This window comes from Brenneria sp. L3-3C-1 (assembly GCF_016456245.1).
Lineage (GTDB): Bacteria > Pseudomonadota > Gammaproteobacteria > Enterobacterales > Enterobacteriaceae > Brenneria.
The window spans coordinates 1-25,840 of record NZ_JAEMHF010000013.1 but is presented as its reverse complement, the minus strand read 5'-3'; the positions used below and the strand labels follow the sequence as shown (position 1 = coordinate 25,840).

The 25,840-nt window shown below is 55.2% G+C and carries 15 protein-coding genes; 5 read left to right on the top strand and 10 right to left on the bottom strand.

The genetic code is table 11. The features are described from left to right. Window positions 1–480: 480 nt before the first annotated feature. On the top strand, window positions 481–2,142 hold the full coding sequence (gene paeY / locus JG725_RS18655; protein ID WP_199379374.1) for a pectin acetylesterase PaeY: 1,662 nt from the start codon (window positions 481–483) through the stop codon (window positions 2,140–2,142). Between the two features lie 94 nt (window positions 2,143–2,236). Then, window positions 2,237–3,364: a pectinesterase family protein gene (locus JG725_RS18650; RefSeq protein WP_199379372.1), complete on the top strand. Its 1,128-nt coding sequence runs from the start codon at window positions 2,237–2,239 to the stop codon at window positions 3,362–3,364. A 113-nt stretch (window positions 3,365–3,477) separates the two neighbouring features. Here the strand turns inward: JG725_RS18650 and glnB are convergent, their stop codons facing one another. The 5 genes from glnB to purL all read right to left on the bottom strand — a co-directional run bounded on the left by glnB (window position 3,478) and on the right by purL (window position 12,173). After that, window positions 3,478–3,816, bottom strand: coding sequence for a nitrogen regulatory protein P-II (gene glnB, locus JG725_RS18645; protein ID WP_172291585.1), 339 nt, complete (start codon window positions 3,814–3,816; stop codon window positions 3,478–3,480). Between the two features lie 90 nt (window positions 3,817–3,906). Beyond that, on the bottom strand, window positions 3,907–5,244 hold the full coding sequence (gene glrR, locus JG725_RS18640; RefSeq protein WP_172291584.1) for a two-component system response regulator GlrR: 1,338 nt from the start codon (window positions 5,242–5,244) through the stop codon (window positions 3,907–3,909). Continuing rightward, complete coding sequence (gene qseG / locus JG725_RS18635; protein WP_233356500.1) at window positions 5,241–6,020, bottom strand: two-component system QseEF-associated lipoprotein QseG; 780 nt, start codon at window positions 6,018–6,020, stop codon at window positions 5,241–5,243. Before qseG ends, glrR begins: the two co-directional genes overlap by 4 nt. Before the next feature lie 93 nt (window positions 6,021–6,113). Continuing rightward, window positions 6,114–7,550: a HAMP domain-containing sensor histidine kinase gene (locus JG725_RS18630; RefSeq protein WP_172291582.1), complete on the bottom strand. Its 1,437-nt coding sequence runs from the start codon at window positions 7,548–7,550 to the stop codon at window positions 6,114–6,116. Window positions 7,551–8,288: 738 nt separating this feature from the next. Continuing rightward, window positions 8,289–12,173 (bottom strand): phosphoribosylformylglycinamidine synthase, encoded by a 3,885-nt coding sequence (purL, locus tag JG725_RS18625; RefSeq protein ID WP_199379368.1) that lies wholly within the window; start codon window positions 12,171–12,173, stop codon window positions 8,289–8,291. Between the two features lie 276 nt (window positions 12,174–12,449). On the opposite strand from purL, the gene mltF reads away from it, so the two are divergent. After that, window positions 12,450–13,895 (top strand): membrane-bound lytic murein transglycosylase MltF, encoded by a 1,446-nt coding sequence (gene mltF / locus JG725_RS18620; protein WP_172291580.1) that lies wholly within the window; start codon window positions 12,450–12,452, stop codon window positions 13,893–13,895. 242 nt (window positions 13,896–14,137) lie between these two features. Here mltF and tadA read toward each other — a convergent pair whose 3' ends face one another. The 3 genes from tadA to murQ form a co-directional block, all read right to left on the bottom strand. Continuing rightward, window positions 14,138–14,647 (bottom strand): tRNA adenosine(34) deaminase TadA, encoded by a 510-nt coding sequence (gene tadA / locus JG725_RS18615; protein WP_199379366.1) that lies wholly within the window; start codon window positions 14,645–14,647, stop codon window positions 14,138–14,140. 73 nt (window positions 14,648–14,720) lie between these two features. Continuing rightward, window positions 14,721–15,359 carry a phosphatidylglycerophosphatase C gene (gene yfhb, locus JG725_RS18610; protein WP_172291578.1) on the bottom strand — a complete coding sequence of 213 codons (639 nt, stop codon included), beginning with the start codon at window positions 15,357–15,359 and terminating at the stop codon, window positions 14,721–14,723. Window positions 15,360–15,407: 48 nt separating this feature from the next. Beyond that, window positions 15,408–16,301 (bottom strand): N-acetylmuramic acid 6-phosphate etherase, encoded by an 894-nt coding sequence (gene murQ / locus JG725_RS18605; protein ID WP_199379364.1) that lies wholly within the window; start codon window positions 16,299–16,301, stop codon window positions 15,408–15,410. A 171-nt stretch (window positions 16,302–16,472) separates the two neighbouring features. Between murQ and lapG the strand changes: the two genes are divergently transcribed. Both lapG and lapD read left to right on the top strand, forming a co-directional pair. Further along, the gene (gene lapG, locus JG725_RS18600; protein WP_233356498.1) at window positions 16,473–17,144 is read left to right on the top strand and encodes a cysteine protease LapG; all 672 of its coding nucleotides are present in this window, start codon (window positions 16,473–16,475) and stop codon (window positions 17,142–17,144) included. A 9-nt stretch (window positions 17,145–17,153) separates the two neighbouring features. Beyond that, window positions 17,154–19,100 carry a cyclic di-GMP receptor LapD gene (gene lapD, locus JG725_RS18595; protein WP_199379360.1) on the top strand — a complete coding sequence of 649 codons (1,947 nt, stop codon included), beginning with the start codon at window positions 17,154–17,156 and terminating at the stop codon, window positions 19,098–19,100. 54 nt (window positions 19,101–19,154) lie between these two features. Here the strand turns inward: lapD and JG725_RS18590 are convergent, their stop codons facing one another. Further along, window positions 19,155–19,499: a tryptophan synthase subunit beta gene (locus JG725_RS18590; RefSeq protein ID WP_199379358.1), complete on the bottom strand. Its 345-nt coding sequence runs from the start codon at window positions 19,497–19,499 to the stop codon at window positions 19,155–19,157. Window positions 19,500–19,574: 75 nt separating this feature from the next. Beyond that, window positions 19,575–25,829 carry an Ig-like domain-containing protein gene (locus JG725_RS18585; RefSeq protein ID WP_330529055.1) on the bottom strand — a complete coding sequence of 2,085 codons (6,255 nt, stop codon included), beginning with the start codon at window positions 25,827–25,829 and terminating at the stop codon, window positions 19,575–19,577. Window positions 25,830–25,840 lie beyond the last annotated feature (11 nt).

Here is a 25,840-nt window from a genome sequence, read left to right as displayed (position 1 = left end):
AATAATCACCCGTCCGGGTAGTGGCCTATAGTGTAAACCGTTTATCCCTAATGAAGATAGGTTTTGACAGAGGTTTTTACGCAAACGATTAGCTACAGGCGGCGCAAGGGCTGAGGAGATTTAACCGCTCGGGCGGGAAACGGAATTTTCTTCATTTCCAACCTGTTTTTTCTTCACGTTGCGGCCACGATACAACCCCTCCGCTGTCGATGTGGATCACACTTTAATCAGTTCGCCCCGCGCCATTTTGAGAATAAGGAGGTGAATCACAGCAGAACGCTCACAATATGAAATATTATTTCATTTTTAATGAATAATGATTTCGCATGATTATGAGACCGCGCCCTTGCTTCAATTAGGTGCATAATAACCGCCTGGACTTTTCAACAAATTTGACTCAAGGAATCACGGCCTTTATCCAATCCCCCGTGAAACCTGCAAAAAATGTTTTCGATTCTGCAACAAGGGATATGTCTAATCATGTTAAACCGTTTTTCCGGCTGTATGACTTTCGCAATCGTATTCTCCGCCCCATGGATGATGGCAAACGCCGCGCCATCCGCCGCCGCGCATAATGCAAAACCTAAAAGCGGTATCGAAGTCATGCCCGGCATCAAGCTGGGAGAAAACACCACGCTGACCGGTCGCGTAACGCACCGAGAAATCCATCTTCCCGCCACCCTTATTATCCGGGATCAGCAAGGCCAGCGCAGGCAAGGCCGTACCGACGAGCAGGGGCGGTATCAGCTTGATGTTTCAGGATTATCGGCGCCGTTGCGTCTTTTGGCTATTGAGTCCGGCGGTACTAACTGCCTGATCAATCATATCCCACGGGCAATTTGCCTGAACGCCCTGGCTCCCTCGCTGCAATCCGGTCATGAAAATATCGTCAACATTAACCCGCTAACCGACCGGATCATTTCCGACGTTGCCGTCGCGGCGGGCTATATCGGCCCGCAACAGTTGGGTGACGATCCGGCATCGCCGACGCTTGACGGCACCGCGTTGAAAAAGGCGTACGCCGCCTTCCATGCGGGGTTTAATGCCGCGCTGAAACAAGCGGGGATAACCTCGCCCGCACGTTTTGATCCCCTGACCTACCCTGCCGCCCAGCAAGATGCCGTCAGCAAAATTATCAAGGTGATTAACCACAATCGCAATTATCACAATAACTCGGGTTACTCGGGACATACGGTGCTGACGGACGGCGTTTTTCGTCCGATCGTGGGTTTAACCCCACAGGGCGACTATGAGCCGCTGGATTACCACTTTGCCCGAGCGCATCTGGATGCGATCCAACACGCCCAGACGCGGATTTTCCTGGTGGGAGACTCCACCGCCGCGACCTACGAAAAAGCGCGCTTGCCGCGCATGGGCTGGGGACAGGTTTTTGAACAACAGTTCCGTAAAGATAGCGGAGTGAAAATCGTTAACGGCGCCCGCTCCGGGCGCAGCTCGCGCGATTATTTTCATGAAGGCTGGTTCCGCCAGATGCAGCCGCTGATGAAAGCGGGCGATTTTCTGTTTATTCAAATGGGGCACAACGACCAGAATTGTAACAGCGCCAAGCCGGCGCGCGGCGCGGCCGATGTCGCCAATCTGTGTACCTATCCCAATAATGCGGCGGGAGAACGCCAGTCCCCTCCGGGCAAATCCGATATGTCGTTCCAGACCTCGCTGGAACGTTATATTAATTTTGCCCGCCAGTATCAATTAACGCCGGTATTGCTGACGCCCACCACCCGGGTTCGCACCGCCGACGGCAAAGACGGAACGCCGGCGGTACACGGTCACTTTACAACGCAAAATGCGGAAGGGGGCTACGCGTTTGTCGGTGACTACAGCCAGACCATCAAAGATACGGCGGCGGCCAATAAGGTCATTCTGCTGGATATCGAACCCGCGACGATCGCGCTGGCGAACCAGGGAAACAGCAATCACTGGAAACAGTACTGGCTGGCGGCCGACCCCGCGCGTTATCCCTTTTATCGTCATCAGACCGGCAGCCTGACCAAACCGGATACCACGCATTTTCAGAAAAAAGGGGCCATCGCCGTGTCAGGCATTGTCGCGGAAGCGATTCGCCAGACGCCGGAATTAAAAACGCTGGCGGACAAACTCGTCCGCCAGCATAAGTCATAACGATAACACCGAGCGCCGGTTCATCCGCTCTTCTCCCTGATTGGCGGGGAGAAGAGCGTTACTCAATGAAACTTGTCAATGCAGGAGTCTGGATATGTTAAAACCCCCTTCGGGCGCGTCTGTTTGCAAAACGATAGCGTTAGCCGTATCTATCGCCACTCCCTGGCAACCGGCACTGGCGCGGACGACTTACGATGCGCTGGTTTCCCCCTCGGCCAACACATCGGCATCCCAGACGTTCAAAACCCTTACCGACGCTATTGCCAGCGCTCCGGCGGACAATTCCCCGTTTGTCATTTATGTAAAAAACGGCGTGTATCATGAAAGACTGACCATTACGCGCCCGAATATTCATCTAATCGGAGAAAGCCGCGACGGCACGGTGATTACCGCCGCCATTGCCGCCGGCATGCTCAAACCCGACGGCAGTAAATGGGGAACCTACGGCAGCAATACGGTGAAAGTGGATGCGGCGGATTTCAGCGCCCGTTCGCTGACCATCAGCAACGATTTCGATTACCCGGGCAACAAGAGCAAGCCGGATAACGATCCGACCAGGCTGAAAGACTCGCAGGCCGTGGCCTTGCTGGTCGCCGAAAACAGCGATCGCGCCTACTTTCACAATGTCAGCCTGACGGGCTATCAGGACACGCTGTATGTAAAAGGCGGCCGTAGTTTCTTCTCGCAATCGCGTATCAGCGGAACCGTGGATTTTATCTTTGGCGACGGCACGGCCTTATTTGATGATTGCGATATCATCGCCCGCAACCGCACGGATATTAAAGACCAACCGCTGGGGTATCTCACCGCGCCCAGCACCAACATCAACCAGAAATATGGTCTGGTGTTTACCAATAGCCGGATCGTTAAAGAAAGCCAGGACGTTCCGGCGAAAAGCTATGGTTTAGGTCGGCCGTGGCACCCGACAACCTCCTTTGCGGACGGCCGCTATGCCGATCCGCAGGCCATCGGGCAGGCTGTTTTTCTGAATACCAGCATGGACGATCATATTTACGGTTGGGACAAAATGTCCGGCAAAGACCGGCAAGGCGAAAAAATATGGTTTTATCCGCAGGACTCACGCTTTTTCGAATATCAATCCCGCGGAGCCGGCGCAGAGAAAAACGATCAACGACCTCAGCTCAGCGATGCGGAAGCCGCGGAGTTCACGGCGGAAAAAGTCCTTGGTGGCTGGGTGCCTTCCGTACCGCCGGTAAAATAATACAGTGAAGCCAGCCGGATAAGGGCTGGCTTCTGAAACGGCGGCAGGCGCTTTTGGCAAGAGGACGGAAGCGCAAACGGCCTGCCCTCCGCGTTGTATCCCGTTGGTTGGCGTTAAATCGCCTCTTCGTCCTCTTCGCCGGTACGGATACGCACCACACGGGCCACATCGAAAACAAAGATTTTACCGTCGCCGATTTTACCGGTCTGAGCCGTCTGCATGATGGTTTCCACACAGGTATCGACAATATCGTCCGCCACCACGATCTCGACTTTTACCTTGGGTAAAAAATCGACCATGTACTCGGCGCCGCGATAAAGTTCGGTATGGCCTTTCTGACGGCCAAACCCTTTCACTTCCGTGACCGTCATCCCTGTGATGCCGACTTCAGCTAACGCTTCACGTACATCGTCCAGTTTAAACGGCTTAATAATCGCATCAATTTTTTTCATGGGGAAACCTTAGATTACCTATGTTGCGGCCAAAGCCGGGCATCAGCAAACAAGAAGATTGGCGGAATCCAATCCTACAATCTATTAACATTATTCTTTAAAATCGTTGGCGTCCAATTCATGACGGCCCAACAGTTTATAAAACTCCGTCCGGTTACGCCCCGCCATACGCGCAGCCTGAGTCACATTGCCTTTGGCTATCTGCAACAGTTTGCGTAGATAGTTCAGTTCAAACTGATGGCGGGCCTCGACAAAGGTCGGCAACGCGGTATTTTCACCTTCCAACGCCTGCTCAACCAGCGCCTCGCTGATAACCGGCGCGCTGGTCAGCGCGACGCACTGTTCAATCACATTGACCAGCTGCCGCACGTTACCCGGCCAACTGGCCGTCATCAACCGTTTCATGGCATCCGTCGAAAACGTGCGCACAAAAGGCTTGTGTCGGGCGGCCGACTCACGCAGCAGATGATTCGCCAACAGCGGGATATCTTCCGCCCGTTCGTGCAGCGCCGGCAGCTTCATATTAACCACGTTCAACCGATAATAAAGATCTTCGCGGAACTCGCCTTTTTCCATCGCCTTGGGTAAATCACGATGGGTGGCGGAAATAATCCGCACGTCAATATCCAGATCGCGATTACTGCCCAGCGGGCGCACCTTGCGTTCCTGCAATACCCGCAGCAATTTGACCTGCAACGACAGCGGCATATCGCCGATTTCATCTAAAAACAGCGTACCGCCTTCCGCCGCCTGAAACAGCCCTTCACGGCTGCTGACGGCGCCGGTAAACGCCCCTTTGGCATGACCGAATAGCTCGGACTCCAGCAACGGTTCGGGCAACGCCCCGCAGTTGATGGCGATAAAGGCTTTTTTCGCCCGCGGGCTGGCGGCATGGATCGCCTGCGCCAACACCTCTTTGCCGGTGCCGCTCTGACCATTAATCAACACGCTGACGTCCGACTGCGCGACCATCTTGGCCTGTTCCAACAGACGCAGCATTAAGGGGCTACGGGTCACGATGGTTTCACGCCAGCTTTCATCGCCAACCGGGGCGGACAACGCCATCGCTTCATCGATCGCCTGGTATAACGCATCACGATCGACCGGTTTGGTCAGGAAGCTGAACACCCCCTGCTGCGTTGCCGCTACCGCATCAGGAATAGAGCCGTGCGCGGTCAGAATAATGACGGGCATACCCGGCTGATAGCGCTGAATTTCAGAAAACAGCGCCATCCCGTCCATTTCATCCATCCGAAGATCGCTAATCACCAGATCGAACCGTTCTCGGGTCAACAGGCGCAACGCTTCCTGGCCGCTTTCCGCCGTCGTCACGCTGAAACCTTCACTGGTCAGGCGCATTCCCAACAGCTTCAACAGGCTGGGATCGTCGTCTACCAGCAACAAATTCGCCGCTTTCCGGGCTGTCATGGGTTTTTCGGCTCCTTCTTCGTCGTCGAGTTATCCGTATCCGATTCGGTCGGCGGGATGTAGGTATCCTCCGCGTTTACCGGCTCCGAATCCAATTTCGGCGAGGTAGGCGAGCCGTCGCGCGCCTGGCCTGCTTCGCTGCGACGGTCGGCATCGTTATCGGGCAATTCACCCGACAGTTGCTTACGGGATGAAAGCCGACGTTCAATGTCCGTCAGGTTTTCCAGCTTTTGTCGCGTTATCTCCAACTGATATTGCAGATGGTTTTGTTCTATGCGTAGGGAATCCAGCTGTTTATCACTGGATTCCTGTAAACGCTGATAACGTAAACGTTCATCGGATAAGGCCAGAAACAGCGTTTGTCTATCGCGCCAGGTCTGCATCAGCGGACGCAATGCGGAAGGAAAATCAAGGCGGTACAAATTAATCTGCGCCAGCATCTGGCGTCTTTCCGCCTGCGTGATGCCCGCGTTATCCAGTAAAATTCCCCGTTTGAACGCATTCTCCCAGCTATCGACCGTCAGGAGCTGTGCTTCTTCACGCGCCTGAAACTGGGTCAAACGACCGGCGCAATCCATCGCCCGCAGCCAGTAAAGCGCATTGTTCATCACGTCCCGATCGTCCGCCTGCCAGAGCCGCCCGCATTGTGCAAGGCGGTAATCGGTGACCTGTTCTTTCGGCGTTGAATTTTCCCCGTCCTGTGACGCTATGTAACTGCTGACGTTAGCGTTGCAGGCAGTCAGCAGCAAGGCCGACGGTAACAGCAGGGATAACATCGCCACGGCCTTTGCCAGACGGCGAAAAGACACATCGAATAGGGCGGGCAGGATGTGTAACGAAAAAGGACGGACAGACCGTGCATTCATTATCTATTCATTCTCAGAAGTTAATGGCAATTCAATACGAAAACACACATCAGCATAGTCAACGGATATCAGGCTTAACTCCCCACGCATACGGCGAATACAATCCCGGGCGATACTCAATCCCAGCCCGCTGCCTTTTACCGCGCCTTTTCGCTGATGGCTACCCTGGTAAAAAGGCTCAAAAATCATGCTACGCTCCGCGTCGGGGATCGGCGTACCGCTATTCGCCACATCAATCTGAACCCGATTGCCAACCGAACGGCTATAGATCCAAATGTTACCGGATTCCTTACCATAGTGCACCGCATTGGAATAGAGATTGTCTATTACGCGCATCAATAGCGTCGCCTCCGCCCAGCAGTGTTCAATTTTCAGCTCAATATCGGTATGAATCATTTTTGCCCGGGCCGGCAAGCTATGGGACGACACCACGATATCGACGATTTCCTCAATTTCGACCCGTTCCAACTCCGTCGGCGTATCCGCCAGTTTACGGTTATAGTCCAATAGCTGATCGATCAATTGCAGCAGATGGCGGCTACTGCTGTCCAGAATGGATACCACTTCTTTCTGATCGGCGGTCAGCGGGCCGACCACTTGATCCGCCAGCAGCTCAGTGCCTTCACGCAGGCTTGCCAGCGGCGTTTTCAGCTCGTGTGAAATATGCCGGAGAAATTCATGGCGTTGCGATTCCAGCCAGGAAAGACGCTCGCTTAACCAAATAATACGTTGCGCCAGCGAGCGGATTTCACGCGGCCCTTTAAAGGTACTGGTATTTCCCAGCGACCGGCCTTCCCCCAGACGATTGATCATCCGCTCAACCCCGTTTACCGGGCCGATGATCATACGGGTAAACAGCACCACCAGTAACAAACTGACCAGAAACAGCAGCAACGCCTGCCAGCCGAAAAACTGCCCGCGCTCGGCAATCGCCTGTTGCAGTTGCTGTCCGCGGGAAAACACCACTTCACGGGTCGCCTGCACCATCTGCCCGTTTGCCTGGGAAAAACGCTCCAACAGTCCGGAGGCGTCCCGATCGGGACCGCTGTTATTGCAGCGCAACGCCGCAAGCTGGGTTAAATGCTGACGCAGGGTTTGATAGTAGCGCTGATCCGGCAGGACGGAGGCATGAGAATCCAGCATCTGCGAATATTGATTGCGCTGGTTTTGGTAGAGCGTGGCCAGCGTTTGATCGTCCAGCACGCAATACTGACGATAGCTGCGCTCCATCGCTAACGCCACGCTGGTCATCGCCTCGCTGCGACGGGCGTCCGTCAGGGCGGTCCGGTTAATGTCTGCGGCCTGCTCGCTAAGCGTATTCAGGCTTTGGTATGCCTGATACGCCAATACCAGTAAAGGCAACAGCACCAGCAAAAAAGCCATGATTACTAACTGCCGCAAGGAGCGCGGAAATAAACGCCATCGTTTCAAGGAAATCATCTCGTTACCTATCGATCCGCTCTGATGCTAACTGAATTTGCTAAAAACGTCAGGAACGTTTTTAAACGTCGCATGGCGACGGCCTAAAAGGCGGCGGGTAGAGATGGCCCGCCAAGGTTTCCCGGCGACGTGCGTAACGCAGTCTAATCCAGCGGTAACGCCAAACAAAAAGCGACAGGGAAACAAAGGTGATCATCAACAGGAAAGGAAAGCGGAGTGGGCATTGGAGCATTACGCGGTCAGGAAAATCATGCCCCTGACCGCGTAACTAAATAGGCGGTGCCTCACTCAACGTGTCGCCCGATGCTTGATAAAGTCAGCTTGCGCATCCTGTTATCGGTCTGGTGGACGATAGGCACCCTTTCTTTTGGCGTCATTCCGGTTGTTATGAGCGAATATCTCTGCCAATCAGCAGCGCAATCATAACCAGTTGAATGAGCAACGCTGATAATTATGCACCTATCGTGCCAGTTTTCAAGGGAATAATTTAAGTTACTGATTTTAAGTTTATTATTTTTAAAAATGTATTACCAAGAATCCCTCTTGGTTCGCGAAATAAACCCAATATCGATTTTATGTCGTCAAAAACAGACACCTTTGCTACTAAACACGCCAACTTATACAAATCAAAGAGTTAAATGTCTCCAATCAGAGACATCTAACCAAGCGTTTGTCGCAAAAAAACGACAAGGAGCCAAAGCTCCTTGCCGCGTCTTACTTTTACCGTTCTGAGAATGATTAACCCAGCTGTCTGCGCGCATTGCGGAACATACGCATCCACGGACCATCTTCGCCCCACGCTTTCGGATGCCAGGAGTTGCTGACGGTACGGAATACCCGTTCCGGGTGCGGCATCATTACCGTCGCCCGACCACTGGTGCTGGTGACGGCCGTAATACCGTTTGGCGAACCATTCGGGTTGGCGGGATAATTTTCGGTAACCTGGCCGTAGTTATTCACATAACGCAGCGTAACCAGACCACGCTCTTCGAGCGCCGACAGATGCGTTTCATCACGTACCTCAACCTGACCTTCGCCATGTGAAACCGCAATAGGCATACGCGATCCCGCCATGTCGTTCATAAACAACGACGGACTCTTCTCTACTTCAACCAGACTAAAGCGAGCTTCAAAGCGATCCGATTTATTGCGCACAAAACGCGGCCAGAGATCCGCGCCGGGGATCAGCTCTTTCAGATTCGACATCATCTGGCAACCGTTGCACACCCCGAGCGCCAGCGTCTGCGGACGCTGGAAGAATGCGGCGAATTCATCACGCACCCGCGGATTGAACAGAATGGACTTCGCCCACCCCTCACCCGCGCCCAGCACGTCGCCATAAGAGAAACCGCCGCAGGCGACCAGCGCCTGAAAATCTTGCAGATCGCGGCGTCCCGCCAACAAATCGCTCATATGGATATCTACGGCGTCAAAGCCGGCGCGGTGGAAAGCCGCCGCCATTTCGACATGGGAGTTAACCCCCTGCTCACGCAACACGGCGACTTTAGGGCGAACCTGTTTCGCAATATAGGGCGCGGCAATATCCTCCTGCGGTTCAAAGGTCAGCGCCACATTCAAACCGGGATCGTTATCATCCTGCTTGGCGGTATGCTCCTGATCGGCGCACTGCGGGTTATCACGCAAGCGCTGCATCTGCCAGGTGGTTTCCGCCCACCAGCTACGCATTGTGGTGCGGCTTTCGCGGTAAACCACGTCCTCACCGCGGGTAATAATAAAGCGTGTTCCCTCTTCGGCGCGACCGAGATAATGCACGCAATCCGCCAGACCATGCCGGGCAAACACGCTTTGCACGTCGGCCTGACGTGAAGCCGCAATCTGAATAACCGCCCCCAGCTCTTCGTTGAACAACGTAGCCAACGTGTCGTCGCCCTGCGAAGCAATATCGACATTCACGGCGCAGTGGCCGGCGAACGCCATCTCAGCCAGCGTCGCCAACAGCCCGCCGTCAGATCGATCGTGATAAGCCAGTAAGGCCTTGTCCGTCACCAACTGCTGCATGGCATTAAAGAAGCCGGCCAGTTGTTGCGCATTGCGCACGTCCGCGGTTTCACGGCCTAACTGGCGGTATACCTGAGCCAGCGCGGTGGCGCCCAGCGCCTGGTGTCCCGCGCCCAAGTCGATCAGTAATAATGCGTTATCTTCATCGGTACGCAACTGCGGGGTTACCGTTTTACGCACGTCCTCCACCCGGGCGAAAGCAGAAATCACCAGCGACATCGGCGAGGTGATGGCGCGTTCTTCGTCGCCTTCCCGCCAGCGGGTTTTCATCGACATGGAGTCTTTGCCGACCGGGATAGTCAACCCCAGCGCCGGGCAAAGTTCTTCGCCGATGGCTTTAACCGCATCGTAAAGCCCGGCATCTTCCCCCGGATGGCCGGCTGCGGCCATCCAGTTAGCCGACAGCTTAACGCGCGTCAGAGGGCCGATATCGGTCGCGGCAATGTTGGTTAATGCTTCCCCCACCGCCAGACGCGCGGAGGCCGCGAAATTGCGCAGCGCCACCGGGGCGCGTTCGCCAATCGACATGGCTTCACCGTAATAGCTGTCCAGACTCGCCGTGGTCACCGCGCAGTCAGCCACCGGCACCTGCCACGGCCCGACCATTTGATCGCGGGCCACCATACCGGTTACCGAACGGTCGCCGATGGTGATCAGAAAGGTTTTTTCCGCCACCACCGGCAAATGCAGCACGCGCTCTACCGCGTCGGCCAGATAAATGTCATCACGGTTTAGCGATGCGCCTTCCACCTGTTTGCGTTCGACATCACGCAGCATCTTCGGCGTTTTACCCAGCAAAACATCCAGCGGCAGATCGATCGGCTGGTTATTGAAATGACGGTCATTCAGCGTCAAATGCAATTCTTCCGTCGCTTCGCCGATCACCGCGTAAGGCGCACGCTCACGGCGGCAGATTTCATCAAACAACGCCAGTTGTTCCGGCGCGACGGCCAGCACATAACGCTCTTGCGACTCATTGCACCAGACTTCCAGCGGACTCATGCCCGGTTCGTCATTCAAAATATCACGCAGTTCGAAACGACCGCCGCGGCCGCCGTCGCTGACCAGCTCCGGCATCGCGTTGGACAGGCCGCCGGCGCCCACGTCATGAATAAACAGGATCGGGTTCTGTTCGCCCAACTGCCAGCAGCGGTCGATAACTTCCTGACAGCGGCGCTCCATTTCCGGGTTATCGCGCTGAACGGAAGCAAAATCCAGATCGGCGTCAGACTGACCGGAGGCCATTGACGACGCCGCCCCGCCCCCTAACCCGATATTCATTGAAGGGCCGCCGAGCACGATCAGTTTGGCGCCCACGCTGATTTCGCCTTTTTGAACATGGTCGGCGCGAATATTACCGAGGCCGCCGGCCAACATGATGGGCTTGTGATAACCCCGCAGTTCGGTGCCGTTATGGCTGTCCACCCGCTCTTCATAGGTACGGAAATAGCCGGTCAGCGCAGGGCGGCCGAATTCATTATTGAACGCCGCCCCGCCCAGCGGGCCTTCGATCATAATATCCAGGGCGCTGACGATACGATCGGGCTTGCCGAAATCTTCTTCCCACGGCTGTTCAAAGCCGGGAATACGCAGGTTCGATACGGAGAAACCGACCAGCCCCGCCTTGGGTTTGGAGCCCCGTCCGGTCGCGCCTTCATCGCGGATTTCACCGCCGGAACCCGTTGCCGCCCCCGGCCAGGGCGAAATCGCCGTCGGGTGGTTGTGGGTTTCCACTTTCATCAGGATATGCGCCTCTTCCTGATGGTAATCGTAGTTGCCGTGCGTATCGGCATAGAAACGCCCGACGGCGGAGCCTTCCATCACCGCCGCGTTGTCCTTATAGGCGGACAATACGTGATCCGGCGTGTGGACGAAGGTGTTCTTAATCATCTTGAACAGCGATTTCGGCTGTTCCACGCCATCGATCACCCAGTCGGCATTAAAAATTTTATGCCGGCAATGTTCGGAGTTGGCCTGGGCAAACATATACAGCTCAATATCGGTGGGATTGCGCCCCAGTTGGTTAAACGCATCCAGCAGATAATCGATCTCGTCTTCCGCCAGCGCCAGCCCCAGCCGGACATTGGCCTCTTCCAGCGCCTGCCGGCCCTGTAACAAGATCTCTACACGTTTCAACGGCGCGGGCTGATGATGAGAGAACAGTTTTTCCGCCTGCTTCATCTCATTGAATACGCTTTCCATCATACGGTCATGCAACAACGCCCCCAGTTGCTGCCACTGTTCATCGCTCAGCGTCGGCGCATGGATATAAAAAGCCAGACCGCGTTCCAGACGCAAAACCTTATTCAAGCCGCAATTACGCGCAATATCCGTTGCCTTGGAAGACCACGGGGAAATCGTGCCGGGACGGGGAGTCACCAGCAGCAAACGGCCTTGCGGCTCGTGTTCAGCGAGAGAAGGACCATATTTCAGCAACCGTGTCAGTTTGTCCTGTTCATCGTTGTTCAGCGGCGCGCTGACATCGGCAAAATGCACATATTCGGCATAGATATCGCTGATCGGCAAAAAGTGCTCTTTGCAGCGAACCAGCAATTTATTAATACGAAAAGCCGACAAAGCAGGTGAACCACGCAGTATTTCCATAATCTAAAGTTCTCTCGTCTTCGATGCACCGACTGCGGTGCAGTCGTTGGGCGCTACAGGGGGGAAACGCGCGTCATTATAGAGAATCCTTGACCCGGACGAAACCGTTTGCGTAGCGATTGTTGCACATCGCCTTACGGCACCGAATGACCATTAACCAAATCAATAAAAGTTGCACACTGGCAGTTTGTTACGCAAAATGCCTCGACTCCGGGACTTTTCGTATAAAAAACGGCCACTATAGACAGGCTAGCCAAGCCGCCGAGAGACCATTATTTGAAGCGTTTAAAATTAAATTATTTTTTCATCGGGATTATCACGTTACTGCTGGCGCTGGCCCTATGGCCAAATATCCCCTGGCGCAGCAGCCAGGACGATCAGCTCAGACAGATCCTCTCACGCGGCGAGTTGCGTATCAGCACCATCGACTCGCCTTTGACTCACTATATCAGTAACGGTGAGCCGGCAGGTCTTGATTATGAACTGGCGAAACGTTTCGCCGACTATCTCGGCGTCAAGCTGACGGTCTCGTCACGTAAAAATCTTGACGACCTGTTTGACGATCTGGATGACGACGATACGGACTTACTGGCCGCCGGACTCATTTATAATCATGAACGTTTGGCGCGCTTTCGCGCCGGGCCGACCTACTATTCGGTGTCGCAACAGTTGGTGTACCGCCTGGGGAACACGCGCCCTAAAACGCTGGGAAAACTGCCCGGACGCCTGGCCGTGACATCAGGATCCGCGTATGTCGCCACGCTGCGCGAACTGAAAGCGGACAAACATCCGCAGTTGGAGTGGGAATCAACGTCAGAACTGACCACGCAGGAACTGCTGAAACAGGTTATCGACGGTAAACTCGACTATACCCTGGGAGATTCGGTCACCATTGGGTTAATCCAGCGTATTCATCCCCAGCTCGCCGTGGCGTTCGATCTCAGCGATGAAGAACCGGTCACCTGGTACATGCGGCGCTCAAATGATGATAGCCTGTCCGCAGCGTTACTGGATTTTTTCAGCCGCATCGTTGAAGACGGCACCCTCGCCCGACTGGAAGAAAAATATCTGGGCCATGTCGGCGAATTTGATTACGTCGATACCACCACCTTCCTCAGCGCCATTGATGAAACGCTGCCCGATCTCCAGCCGTTGTTTGAAAAATATGCCACGGAGATCGACTGGAAACTGCTGGCGGCCATCTCCTATCAGGAATCGCACTGGAACCCGCTGGCCACCTCGCCGACCGGCGTACGCGGGCTGATGATGCTTACCCGCAATACGGCGGAAAGTCTGGATGTTACCGATCGTCTCGATCCCGAACAGAGTATTCGCGGCGGCGCGCAATATATGTCGCATATGATGCAGAAGATGCCGGATACGATCCCTGAGGATGAAAAAATCTGGTTTGCGCTGGCGGCCTACAACATGGGATATGCCCATTTGCTGGACGCCCGTAAACTGACGGAAAGGCAGAAAGGCAACCCCGATAGCTGGGCCGATGTGAAACTGCGTCTGCCGATGCTGAGCCAGAAACGTTATTACACGCAAACCACTTACGGTTATGCGCGCGGACATGAAGCCTACAACTATGTGGAAAATATCCGCCGTTATATGGTGAGTCTGGTGGGATATCTGTCAGAAAAAGAGACTAAAGCGCAGCAACAGTTGCTCTCCGCTCAGGCTTATCCGGTTGTTGCGCCGGATAAAGTGCCGGAATAAGTCTTATAACGCCATAAGCTGAAGTCGAGGTTGCTGACAAAGTCGTTTGTAAGCCTGAGATACCCGGGCCTAGCGTACCGAGGGGCCATTATGGGACACATCCTTGTGCCCCACCCTGCGGGCCAGCATAAATGCTGTTCAAATTTGCTCCTGGCAAATTTGTCGGCGGCTTACGCCGCTACGGCCCCTCGCCACGCTCTCCCTAATAACATAACGGGCTTTGTCAACAGTCTGAGCCGCGATTAATTCGCGGCTTTTTTACCCGCCGCGCGCCGCGCTTTATGCTGCTCACGCCGCTGGCGGAAAAATACGCTGAGCGTGGCGGAACACTCGGCGGCCAGAATGCCGGAATCGATGGTTATCTGATGATTCATGCCGGGATGGCGTAAAATATCCACCAGCGACCCCGCCGCCCCGGTTTTTTCATCCGCCGCGCCATAAACCAGCCGGCCAATGCGACTGTGGATCATGGCGCCCGCGCACATGATGCAAGGCTCCAGCGTCACGTAGAGCGTGGAATGCAACAGGCGATAGTTCTGTAGCGCTTTTCCTCCCTGACGCAGCGCCATAATCTCGGCATGAGCGGTCGGATCGTGATGGCCTATCGGGCGATTCCAGCCTTCGCCGATTACCTGATTATCCAAGACCAGCACCGCCCCGACCGGCACCTCGCCTTCATCCTGAGCGCGCCGGGCCAAGGTCAGCGCATGGCGCATCCAATATTCATCATCCAGTACCAATACGCGGCTCACGGCTTCCTCTTAGGCAATTTTTTCGCTGTCACTGTTGGGGGCGGCATTATATACGGACAACGCCCGAGAGGAATCACTCCAGTTGTTGCAAACTGCCGTTTGGCGTCACCCGCCAGCGATGCTCGCAAAAATAGAGCAGCGGATTATCCTGCTTGCTGTCGCTGTAGCCGCTATAGAGCTTCAGCGGCGTGCCCAGCCGCTGTTCCATCTGAATGACTTTTTCCTGCCCCAGACAGCGCAGCGTCAGCACCCAGCCGCCGGCGCGCCGTGTTATCTGGCTTCCCATCAGACGAACGCCGGGTAAAAAGGGGGAATCATGGTAGACCTGCTCAACCAGGCGCTGAGGCGAGCCGGTGACCAGCCAGACCTGCGCCTGAGTATCCTGTAAATATTCTTTCAGCCGCTGTTGTACCTGCGGAAAAGGCGTCACTTTACGGCGAAAATCGCTGACGAACTGCTTTTCCAACTGAACGAGATTATCCTCACGGCGTCCAAAGGTAATCGCCCACAACAGCCAGCTCATCGGCCAGCGGGCGGCGCGGCCGCGCACCAGCAAACCGGCGCCGATAACCGGCAATAACGGGAGAACAAGAATAAGGTTAAGCGGCAACCGCTTGAGCAGAAAGCGTAAAAAACTACCGAACATATCCTGCTGATGCAGCGTGCCGTCCAAATCAAAAAACACAATGCGCAGGCTTCGCTTATCACTCAAAACGTTACTCCTCGGCGATCGATAAATAAAAGACGATGTCTCATCGTGTCAGTCAATCAGCGCCTCGCGCAGATAACCCTTATGTTGCAGCAGTTTCCGTCGCGCCTCTTGCGCGCTCACCCCGCTCAGAATCATCAGAATAGCAGGTTTCACCTCGTTCCCGGTCTGCGCCAGCGCCTGCCGGGCCACATCCGGATCCGCTCCCGTGGCTTCGATCACAATCCGGCACGCGCGATCCAACAATTTAACATTGGTGGCTTTCACATCCACCATTAGATTCTGATACACCTTGCCCAGCTTAACCATGACGCCGGTGGAAATCATATTCAGCACCAGCTTTTGTGCGGTTCCCGATTTCAGGCGGGTCGATCCCGTCAGTGCTTCCGGGCCGACGACCGGGGAAATCGCCACCTGGGCTTCCTCTGCAATGGGCGCGTGCGGATTACAGGAGATCGCCGCCGTCCGGCAGCCGACGCTGCGAGCGTAACGCAAGGCGCCGATGACATAAGGCGTTCGGCCGGAAGCCGCCAGACCGATCACCATATCCTCCGCCGTGAGATGCAGGGAGACAAGATCGGCCTCGCCCAACGCCGGATCATCCTCCGCGCCTTCAACCGCCTGAAGCAATGCGCCCGGGCCGCCGGCGATCAAGCCAATCACCAGTCCATGCGGCACCCCAAACGTCGGGGGGCATTCCGAGGCGTCCAGCACGCCCAATCGGCCGCTGGTTCCCGCTCCCAGGTAAATCAGCCGTCCCCCCGCTTTTAAGGCGGCCGTCGCCAGATCGACCGCTCTGGCGATCGCCGGCAATACCTGACGGATAGCCTCCGGCACCTTTTGATCTTCCCGATTGAAAACACGCATCATGTCCAGTGTAGACAACTGATCCAAATCCATCGTGTCGGGATTGCGGGTTTCTGATACTAATGCGCCTAAATTCATCCTGTTGCCTCTTCGTTGCAGCACTTTTTTCTACCATTATCCTGGTGCCGCAGTAATGGCTTTTTGCCATTATAAAAGTAAGATAGTCTGCACTATAGTCTAATCTATTAAATCTTCACGCCGGGGGCGGCCGCCTTGTGAGCAAACAGAGAAATATCAGTGCAATACCACTTGCCTAAGACCGTTTTTTGCAAGCTTTTTCTCATTTGCTGTCTATTGCTGCTGGCAGGTTCGCTGCGCGCAGACTGGGATTTCATCCTCATTACTCAACGGACGGCCCAGCTTTATGGCCCGGCGACCCCGGCGGCCAGTCGACGGATTGATGAATGGCAGGCGTTGCTGATTTCCCAGCGCAACGCGGATGAACAACAACAGCTGGAAGCCGTGAATCGTTTTTTTAATGACCGTTTGCAGTTTCGTGATGATACGGTCATCTGGGGTCAGGAAGATTACTGGGCCAGCCCGATTGAAGCGTTGCGCAAAGGCGCGGCGGATTGTGAAGACTACGCCATCGCCAAATATTTCACTTTGCGTCATTTAGGCGTGGCGGGTGAAAAACTGCGCATCACTTACGTCAAGGCATTACGTCTAAACAAGGCTCATATGGTGCTTACCTATTATCCGACGCCAACCGCCATCCCTCTGGTGCTGGATAACCTGATAAATAACATTCAACCTGCGACCCAGCGCACCGATTTACTGCCGGTCTATTCCTTTAATGGCGAAGGATTATGGCTGCCGGGCGCCGGCGGCAACAAACGCGTAGGTGACAGTAAACGACTTTCGCGCTGGCAGGAATTACTGACCAAAATGCGTGCCGAAGGATTTTCACTTGAGGAGTAAGATAAGGCTATGTCTCTATACAAACAATTACTGATAGCCATCTGCCTGTTCGTGCTGATTATTTTCAGCGGGAGTTTTTTCGTCAGTCTGGAAAACTCGCGCGAGCAATATAACAACCAGCTTCGTTCCCATGCCCAGGATGCGGCAACCGCACTGGGATTGTCCCTGACGCCGAATATCGACGATCCGGCGATGGTGGAACTGATGGTCAGCTCCATTTTTGACAGCGGCTACTTTTCCAGCATCCGCATTCGGGATTTAAAAACCGATAACATTACGCTGGCGCGCACGGCGTCGCCGGAAGTGCCCAATGTGCCCCGCTGGTTTGTGCGGCTGGTAAACCTGCAACCCGGCGCAGGCGAAGCGATCGTCATGCGCGGCTGGGAACAGGCGGCAAAAGTGGAAGTCGTCAGCCATCCCATGTTCGCCATCACCCGTTTGTGGAAAAGCAGTTCGGCCACGCTCATCTGGCTGCTCAGTTGCGGTACGCTTGGGGTTTTGCTCGGCGCCATACTGCTGCGCCGCCAACTGCGCCCGCTGGACTATATCGTCAATCAGTCATTGGCGATTACCCGCCGGGAATTCCTCAACCAGCCTGATTTACCCAACACGCCGGAGTTGCGCCGCGTGGCGCAGGCCATGAATCTGATGGTTAGCAAACTCAAGACCCTATTTGAGGAAGAAGCCTTACGAAGCGAGCGCTTACGTCAGGAGGCTTATCAAGATCCTCAGACCGGGTTGGCCAACCGCCGGGCTTTCGACATTCAGTTTCAGGACAAACTCGCCGATGATGAAACGCCACCGGGCTTCCTGATTATGATCCGCATCCAGGATCTCTCAGGAATGAACCAGCGTCTGGGAGGACAACACACCGATTCAGTGCTGGCGGCAATCGGGCAAATCATCCACAAAACCCAAAAGCGGGACGTCAAAGCAGAGAGCTTGTCAGCCCGTATCCGCGGCGGCGAATTCGCCTTGCTGTGCCCCGGCCTGGTCGATAAGGAAGCCCACGCGTTGATAGACGATCTGACGCGCAACATGGAAAGCTTATACCTGACGGGTGAAACAGACGTATCTCCGGTGGCCCGGTTTTGTATGGTGCCGTTCCGACCGGGAGACGCCGCACAATCCCTGCTGATCCAGGGCGATCAGGCTTTGACCTGCGCCGAAAGGCATTCAGACAAAATCACCATCGATGAAAGCCTGTCGACATCCCCCCGGACGGACACCGACCGACACATGTGGTTTAACCGGCTCGCTCCCATTCTGGAGCAGGGAAATCTGCAACTTTTCTTACAGCCGGTGGTGAATTGCCTCGATCCAAATCAGATACTGCATCATAAGGTGCTGGCAAGAATTGAGGATGAACAGGGAAACAGTATCGCCGCAGGCCGCTTCCTTCCCTGGGTTCAGCGTTTTGGCTGGAATACCCGGCTGGATCAGGTGATGCTGAAACAGGTGCTGGGTTATTTACGCCAGCATCAAGGCGCTCTGGCGTTAAGTCTGTCCTACAACACCGTGATTAACCTGCCGTTAATGGCTCAGTTACTGGCGCCGCTGAAGCAGCAGCCCCAGTTGGCGAAGCGGCTGATTCTGGAATTGGATGAGAACCAACTGCCGGACACCGCTCAGCTTGAAGCCTTAATCAAACTTCTGAACGAACATGGCTGCGCGCTGGGGCTTCAGCATTTTGGCGGCCGGTTTAATATGATCGGTAATTTGTCTCAATGGGGACTGGCTTACTTAAAAGTCGATGGCAGCTATATTCGGGATATCGATCGTGAAGAAGATAAAAAAATGTTTATTGAAGCCCTGTATCGCGCCACCAATAGCATTGCGCTGCCGCTTATCGCCGAGCGTGTTGAAACCCCCGGCGAGTTGAAAGTGCTTCAGGAAATGGGGTTGCAAGGCGCAATGGGACGTCTGTTGGGAGAACCGGCGCCGGCGACAAGATGACGATCGGATGAAAAACGGCCGGTTAAGGCCTTTTTCATCATGCTGTTACGCCTGTCAGAACATGCCGTCTTCATCATCGCCGATTAATTTATCCAATCCGCTATTCAAGGCTTCGCGCGCCTGCGCCCGGCCGATCAGCTTGAGCTGCGCCGCGGAGGGAAAATCGGTAATACTGATGACGCCTTTATTGATTAATACCTGAATCAAATCTTCCAGTACCCGCACCATCTCCAGGTCGCTCTGACGCAGCTGTTGCAAACTGGCCGTGGCGCTATCATGGGTTTTAAACCATTCCAATGCCTCTGCGGAGCCGGCGGGCAATTCGCCATTCATCTCGGGAAAAGGACTCTCATCAACCTTAAGCAGATGCCCATCACCATCGCGCTGGATATAAAACATATTCCGAGACCTTTTTAAGTATGCTTAAAGATGAAAGGAGCCCCATACTCTGAGGCCCTTTCCACGCGATCACCGTCAGCTCTGAGTTTGCTCTGGCTTGCTGATTAAACTTTCAAGCGACGGTAACGCGCCGCTGTAGTGCTCAAGCGTAATGGATACCGCCACCGTGCCGCCGCCAGCGCCGGTGAAGTTCCCTTCGGGACTGACTTCAATCGTCGGCGAACCATCGCTATCGGTAATGCGAATATAGCGACTGATATCGGTTCCCTCTTCCAGTTCGCCGACCAGATCGCTTAAATCGATCCTGTCGCCTTCGCTGGCATTGAAGTCCTTGATAACATCATGCCCCACTTCACCGGCCTGCCACTTGAAGGTGTCCGCCCCGGCGCCGCCGATCAACACATCATTGCCGGCCCCGCCGATCAACAGATCATCTCCGCTGCCGCCATACAGCAGATCGTTGCCGCTTCCGCCATTCAGGGTATCGTTGCCGCCTTGCCCGAAGAGGATGTCATTGCCCACGCCGCCGTTAAGAATATCATTACCGTCACTTGCGGAAGAAATATCAAACTCGCTGCTGTGCGCGGTAATGTAACCGTGCATCTCTTTCGCGGTCGGCAGCGTATCCTGTAGCCCCATCCGCCCAGCAATATAGTTTTGCAACGCAGAGAGGCCGTTGCCTTCAATATTATCAAACGTCACCACATCGCCGAACAGGATATCGTTACCTAAGCCGCCGTTGAGTTCGTCATTACCGGCATGCATCGGCTCATTACTGCCCAGGATCGCCTCATTCAACTGACTGGGATCGATATGATCCTGCACGTGACCGTCAGTGTCATAGTGTTGCAGGCTGCTGGCATTCAGATCGTCGCCAATACCGATAGCGTCAACATTGGACAGTTTTTTCAACTGCGCAAACGCTTCTGTCGCTTGTGCATTGCTGGCGTCGAGATTACCTGAATTATCCACCCAATAGCGACCGTTCCAGTAGGAACTATTGTTGCCTGCGCCGCCGAGGTTAGAGATTTCGTAGGTGCCGTCCCCCTGGGCATGAACTTGTCCAATGACGGAACCGCTACTGTTATGACCGCTATAACGATAGACGTTTCCTTGTTCATCAATGACTTCACGAGACCTACCGTTTACAGTCATAAAATAAGCTTCGCCGGGCTGATAGTTGATATCGTCAATATTCAGCCACTGCCACCGGTCGCTGACCCGTACTTCATTGGTTTCGCCGGTCTGATAAAAGGTCGGCTCGCCGTCGGTAATAAAATAGGTCAGGTTATTGCCGACATTGCTTGTCACCTGATCGCTTAAAAACCAGTTAGCGGTGGTTTTGAACACATCCTCGTAGTTGGTGCCGCCGCCGTTAGCCAAACCGCCGACCATCGAATTCAGCACATCGGTCAGACTTTGCAACGCGTCAGGATCGCTCAGATTAACGGAAACCGTTTTACCGACCTGAGTGTCAAAATCGGCCAGGAAGACGTTGACCGTGCCTGAGTTGGCGCCATTGGCGCTTTTTATCAGACTGTTAAACACATTAGTCAACGAAGCCTGCGTTTTTGCTATGTCGCTACTCGACATGCTGCCTGAAGAATCCACCATAAACGCAATGTTATAGTTCTGCCCTTCGACAAGCTGCAACCCGGAAACATCAGCGACCATCAAATCATGGCTGTGCGTGCCCGACATCGCATCATCACCGGTCGAGCCGATACTTAAACCATACTGTTCGACCTCTTCCACGGAAGAGCCGGTCGCGGAATCATAATTGCCCGATTCGGTTGAGGTGGCCTGAGCGATTACATCAAATTTGCCGGCCGCGACCGGAACCCGAATGTTAAGGTCAGCGGTGAACGACTGCGCATTATCCGTATTCGGAATCAGGTACGTCCCTTCACTCCCCACGGTATAAAGCACCGTATCGCCGGAGACAATCTGCGTGCCTTCCGGCAGCCCGGATAAAGTAATGCCGGATAGCGTTTCGCTGCCGTCGGTATCCGTCAACGCCGCGGAGACATTGATTGTGTGCTGCTGATAACCGCTTTGGACGGAAATCACCTCGACCGTGGTGGTATCGCCGCTATCCGCCAAAACGGTGGAGCCATCACCGTAGATAACGCCTTCCAACTGGTTGCCGCTGTTGATTAGCTGACCGTTGCCGTAAACGCTCACGCCATCGAACGTATTCACATTGCTCGCGGCATTGTTGTTGGTCGACGTGCTGACGCTGTAGGTACTGGTATCGCCGTCTTGAATAAAAATATAGTCCGGCGACGTACCGCTCGCTTCCGATCCGCCATTGCCGCTGACCTGATTCAGGCCGCGCTGGGTGCCGTCCTGGACATATCCGGAGCCGTTATGCACCACGTAGATATCGGTGTAGCTACTGCTGCCGCTGATATTCCCCTGGTTGTAATAGGCAATGACGCCGTTACCCACCACCGTGGGAACCGGATCTCCCTGCGTCAGCCAAACGCGGACGCCATCGCCGATAGCGACGATCTTGCCGTCCTGGATATCGAATCCGCCATTCTCGCTGCCGCCATTGACGGCGATCGTCTGCGGCACCAGCGTGGTTTCGCCGCTGGCGATATTCAGGGTAACTACCGGCGCGTCGGCAACCGGAGTAATATTAATGCTCAACGATGCATCGCTACCGATATTTCCCACCGTATCGACCGGCTGGTATGAGAACTCACTTAACGAAGAGCCCGCGGCATTTGCCGCCGGCTCAAACCGTAAATCAAGATCTTGAGCCGTAAACGCCTGGCCGACCGTTACCGCCTTCCAGCTACCGCCATCGTTAAAATAGAGCGTCCCGGTATTGGCCGGCGGCAGCGCCGAGATTACGATACCGGAGGTATCGGCAGATACGCCGAGATCGCTCCAGCCGATATGCAGCGGCGTATCTTCCATGCCGGTTACCGCATCATCGAGAGCAACCGGCGGCGTAATATCCATTACCGCATCACTGCTGGCATGAGACTGATTGCCTGCCGGATCGGTCGCCGTGGCATCAACGGTGATCTTCCCCTCCGCCAGTGAACTGAGATCGCTTTGCGCCTGCCATGTGCCATCAACTACCGGCACATTGCTCAGCGTGACAGACCGGCCATTGACGTCGGTAAAGACCAAATCGACGGTCTTCTCGCTGCTGGTGCCGCTGACGACCGTATTGACCAACTCATGCTGGCTGATATAACCGTCATTGCCCGCGAAATGCGTAATATCAATATCCGGCGCTACCGTATCAACCGAGTAAGGACGACTGGCGTCCGCCGTGGCGGTATTGCCTGCCGCATCAGAGGTAGTGACCGTGGCATTAATCGCCGTATTGGCAGCTAATACGCTACCAGGAATATTGACGCTCCAGGTGCTGCCATCGGCATTCACCGTGGTCTGGTAGGTTTCGCTGCCGACAGTTACCGTGATCGCATCACCCGCCCGCACCTGATCGCCCACTTGGCCGGTGACGCTGATGGTCTGGTTAGACTCAGCGGCATTGACTACGTTATCGGCAGTGATGGCATCAATGGTAATCGAGGCATCTGGTGCCACCGTATCAACGGTGTAGGGACGCTCTGCGTTCGCGGTAGTGGTATTGCCCGCCGCGTCAGAGGTGGTGACACTCGCCGTAACAGCCGCATTCCCCGCCAGTACGCTGCCGGGCACATTCACACTCCAGCTCGTTCCATCGGCATTAACGGTGGTTTGGTAGGTCTCGCTGCCCACCGTGACGGTCACCGCATCACCTGCCCGTACCTGATCGCCCACCTGACCGGTGACATTGATAGTCTGATTAGACTCGGCCGCATTGACTACGTTGTCAGCCGTAATCGTATCAATAGTAATCGACGCATCCGGTGCCACGGTATCAACCGTGTAACCGCGGCTGGCATCCGCCGTGGTGGTATTGCCTGCCGCATCAGAGGTGGTGACACTCGCCGTAACCGCCGTATTCCCTGCCAGCACGCTGCCGGGAACATTCACGCTCCAGGTTACGCCATCGGCATTCACCGTGGTCTGATAAATCTCGCTGCCCACGGTAACCGTCACCGCATCACCGGCTTGGACGTTATCACCAACCTGACCGGTCACATTGATAGACTGGTTGGACTCGGCCGCATTCACCACATTATCGGCGGTGATGGCATCAATGGTAATTGAGGCATCCGGGGCAATCGTGTCGACATCGTAAGGACGGTTAGCCTCTGCCGTGGTGGTATTGCCCGCCGCATCAGAGGTGGTGACACTCGCCGTAACCGCCGTATTCCCTGCCAGTACGCTGCCGGGCACACTCACGCTCCAGGTCACGCCATCGGCATTCACCGTGGTCTGATAGGTCTCACTACCGACGGTAACCGTCACTGCATCGCCCGCCTGCACCTGATCGCCCACTTGGCCGGTCACATTAATGGTCTGGTTGGACTCGGCGGCATTCACCACATTATCCGCGGTGATGGCATCGATGGTAATCGACGCATCCGGCGCCACGGTATCAACCGTGTAACCGCGGCTGGCATCCGCCGTGGTAGTATTGCCCGCCGTATCTGCGGTGGTTACCGTGGCATTAACTGAGGTATTTCCCGCCAGCACGCTACCGGGAACACTCACGCCCCAGGTCACGCCATCGACATTAACGGTGGTCTGATAAGTCTCACTACCCACGGTGACGGTCACCGCATCGCCTGCCTGCACCTGATCGCCCACCTGACCGGTGACATTGATAGACTGATTAGACTCAGCGGCATTGACTACGTTGTCAGCCGTAATCGTATCAATAGTAATCGACGCATCCGGCGCCACGGTATCAACCGTGTAACCGCGGCTGGCATCCGCGGTAGCGATATTCCCCGCCGCGTCCGCGGTGGTTACCGTGGCATTAACTGAGGTATTTCCCGCCAGTACGCTGCCGGGCACACTCACGCTCCAGGTCACACCATCGGCATTCACCGTGGTCTGATAGGTCTCGCTGCCCACCGTGACGGTCACCACATCACCGGCCTGGACATTATCGCCAACCTGACCGGTCACATTGATGGTCTGGTTGGACTCGGACGCATTCACCACATTATCCGCGGTGATGGCATCGATGGTAATCGACGCATCCGGCGCCACGGTATCAACGGTGTAACCGCGGCTGGCATCCGCCGTGGTAGTATTGCCCGCCGTATCTGCGGTGGTTACCGTGGCATTAACTGAGGTATTTCCCGCCAGTACGCTGCCGGGAATATTCACGCTCCAGCTCGTCCCATCGGCATTCACCGTGGTCTGATAGGTCTCGTTGCCCACCGTGACGGTCACCACATCACCGGCCTGGACATTATCGCCCACCTGACCGGTCACATTGATAGACTGGTTGGACTCGGCCGCATTCACCACATTATCGGCGGTGATGGTATCAATGGTAATTGACGCATCCGGCGCCACGGTATCAACGGTGTAACCGCGGCTGGCATCCGCCGTGGTGGTATTCCCCGCCGCGTCCGCGGTGGTTACCGTGGCATTAACTGAGGTATTTCCCGCCAGCACGCTACCGGGAACACTCACGCTCCAGGTTACGCCATCGGCATTGACCGTGGTTTGGTAGGTCTCGCTGCCCACCGTGACAGTCACTGCATCACCTGCCCGTACCTGATCGCCCACCTGACCGGTCACGCTGATGGTCTGGTTAGACTCAGCGGCATTGACCACATTATCCGCGGTGATGGTATCGATGGTAATTGAGGCATCCGGAGCAATCGTGTCGACATCATAAGGACGGTTAGCCTCTGCCGTGGTGGTATTACCCGCCGCATCTGCGGTCCTCACCGTGGCATTAATTGCTGTATTGGCAGCTAATACGCTACCAGGCACACTCACGCTCCAGGTCACGCCATCGGTATTGACCGTGGTTTGGTAGGTCTCGCTGCCCACCGTGACGATCACTGCATCGCCCGCCCGTACCTGTTCGCCAACCTGACCGGTGACGTTGATGGTCTGGCCGGACTCAGCCGCATTCACCACATTATCCGCGGTAATGGTATCAATGGTAATCGACGCATCCGGGGCTACCGTGTCGACATCGTAAGGACGGTTAGCATCCGCCGTAGTGGTATTGCCTGCGGCATCTGCGGTCGTCACCGTGGCATTAACGGCGGTATTTCCCGCAAGCACGCTACCGGGAACACTCACGCTCCAGGTCACGCCATCGGCATTAACGGTAGTCTGATAGGTCTCGCTACCCACCGTGACGGTCACTGCATCACCGGCCCGCACCTGATCGCCAACCTGACCGGTCACATTGATAGACTGGTTAGACTCAGCGGCATTGACCACATTATCCGCGG

Bases quoted from the DNA above. Each gene is read 5' to 3' on its own strand.
- paeY (WP_199379374.1), top strand. From the start codon at position 481: ATGTTAAACCGTTTTTCCGGCTGTATGACTTTCGCAATCGTATTCTCC.
- JG725_RS18650 (WP_199379372.1), top strand. From the start codon at position 2,237: ATGTTAAAACCCCCTTCGGGCGCGTCTGTTTGCAAAACGATAGCGTTA.
- glnB (WP_172291585.1), bottom strand. From the start codon at position 3,816: ATGAAAAAAATTGATGCGATTATTAAGCCGTTTAAACTGGACGATGTA.
- glrR (WP_172291584.1), bottom strand. From the start codon at position 5,244: ATGACAGCCCGGAAAGCGGCGAATTTGTTGCTGGTAGACGACGATCCC.
- qseG (WP_233356500.1), bottom strand. From the start codon at position 6,020: ATGTTATCCCTGCTGTTACCGTCGGCCTTGCTGCTGACTGCCTGCAAC.
- JG725_RS18630 (WP_172291582.1), bottom strand. From the start codon at position 7,550: ATGATTTCCTTGAAACGATGGCGTTTATTTCCGCGCTCCTTGCGGCAG.
- purL (WP_199379368.1), bottom strand. From the start codon at position 12,173: ATGGAAATACTGCGTGGTTCACCTGCTTTGTCGGCTTTTCGTATTAAT.
- murQ (WP_199379364.1), bottom strand. From the start codon at position 16,301: ATGAATTTAGGCGCATTAGTATCAGAAACCCGCAATCCCGACACGATG.
- lapD (WP_199379360.1), top strand. From the start codon at position 17,154: ATGTCTCTATACAAACAATTACTGATAGCCATCTGCCTGTTCGTGCTG.
- JG725_RS18590 (WP_199379358.1), bottom strand. From the start codon at position 19,499: ATGTTTTATATCCAGCGCGATGGTGATGGGCATCTGCTTAAGGTTGAT.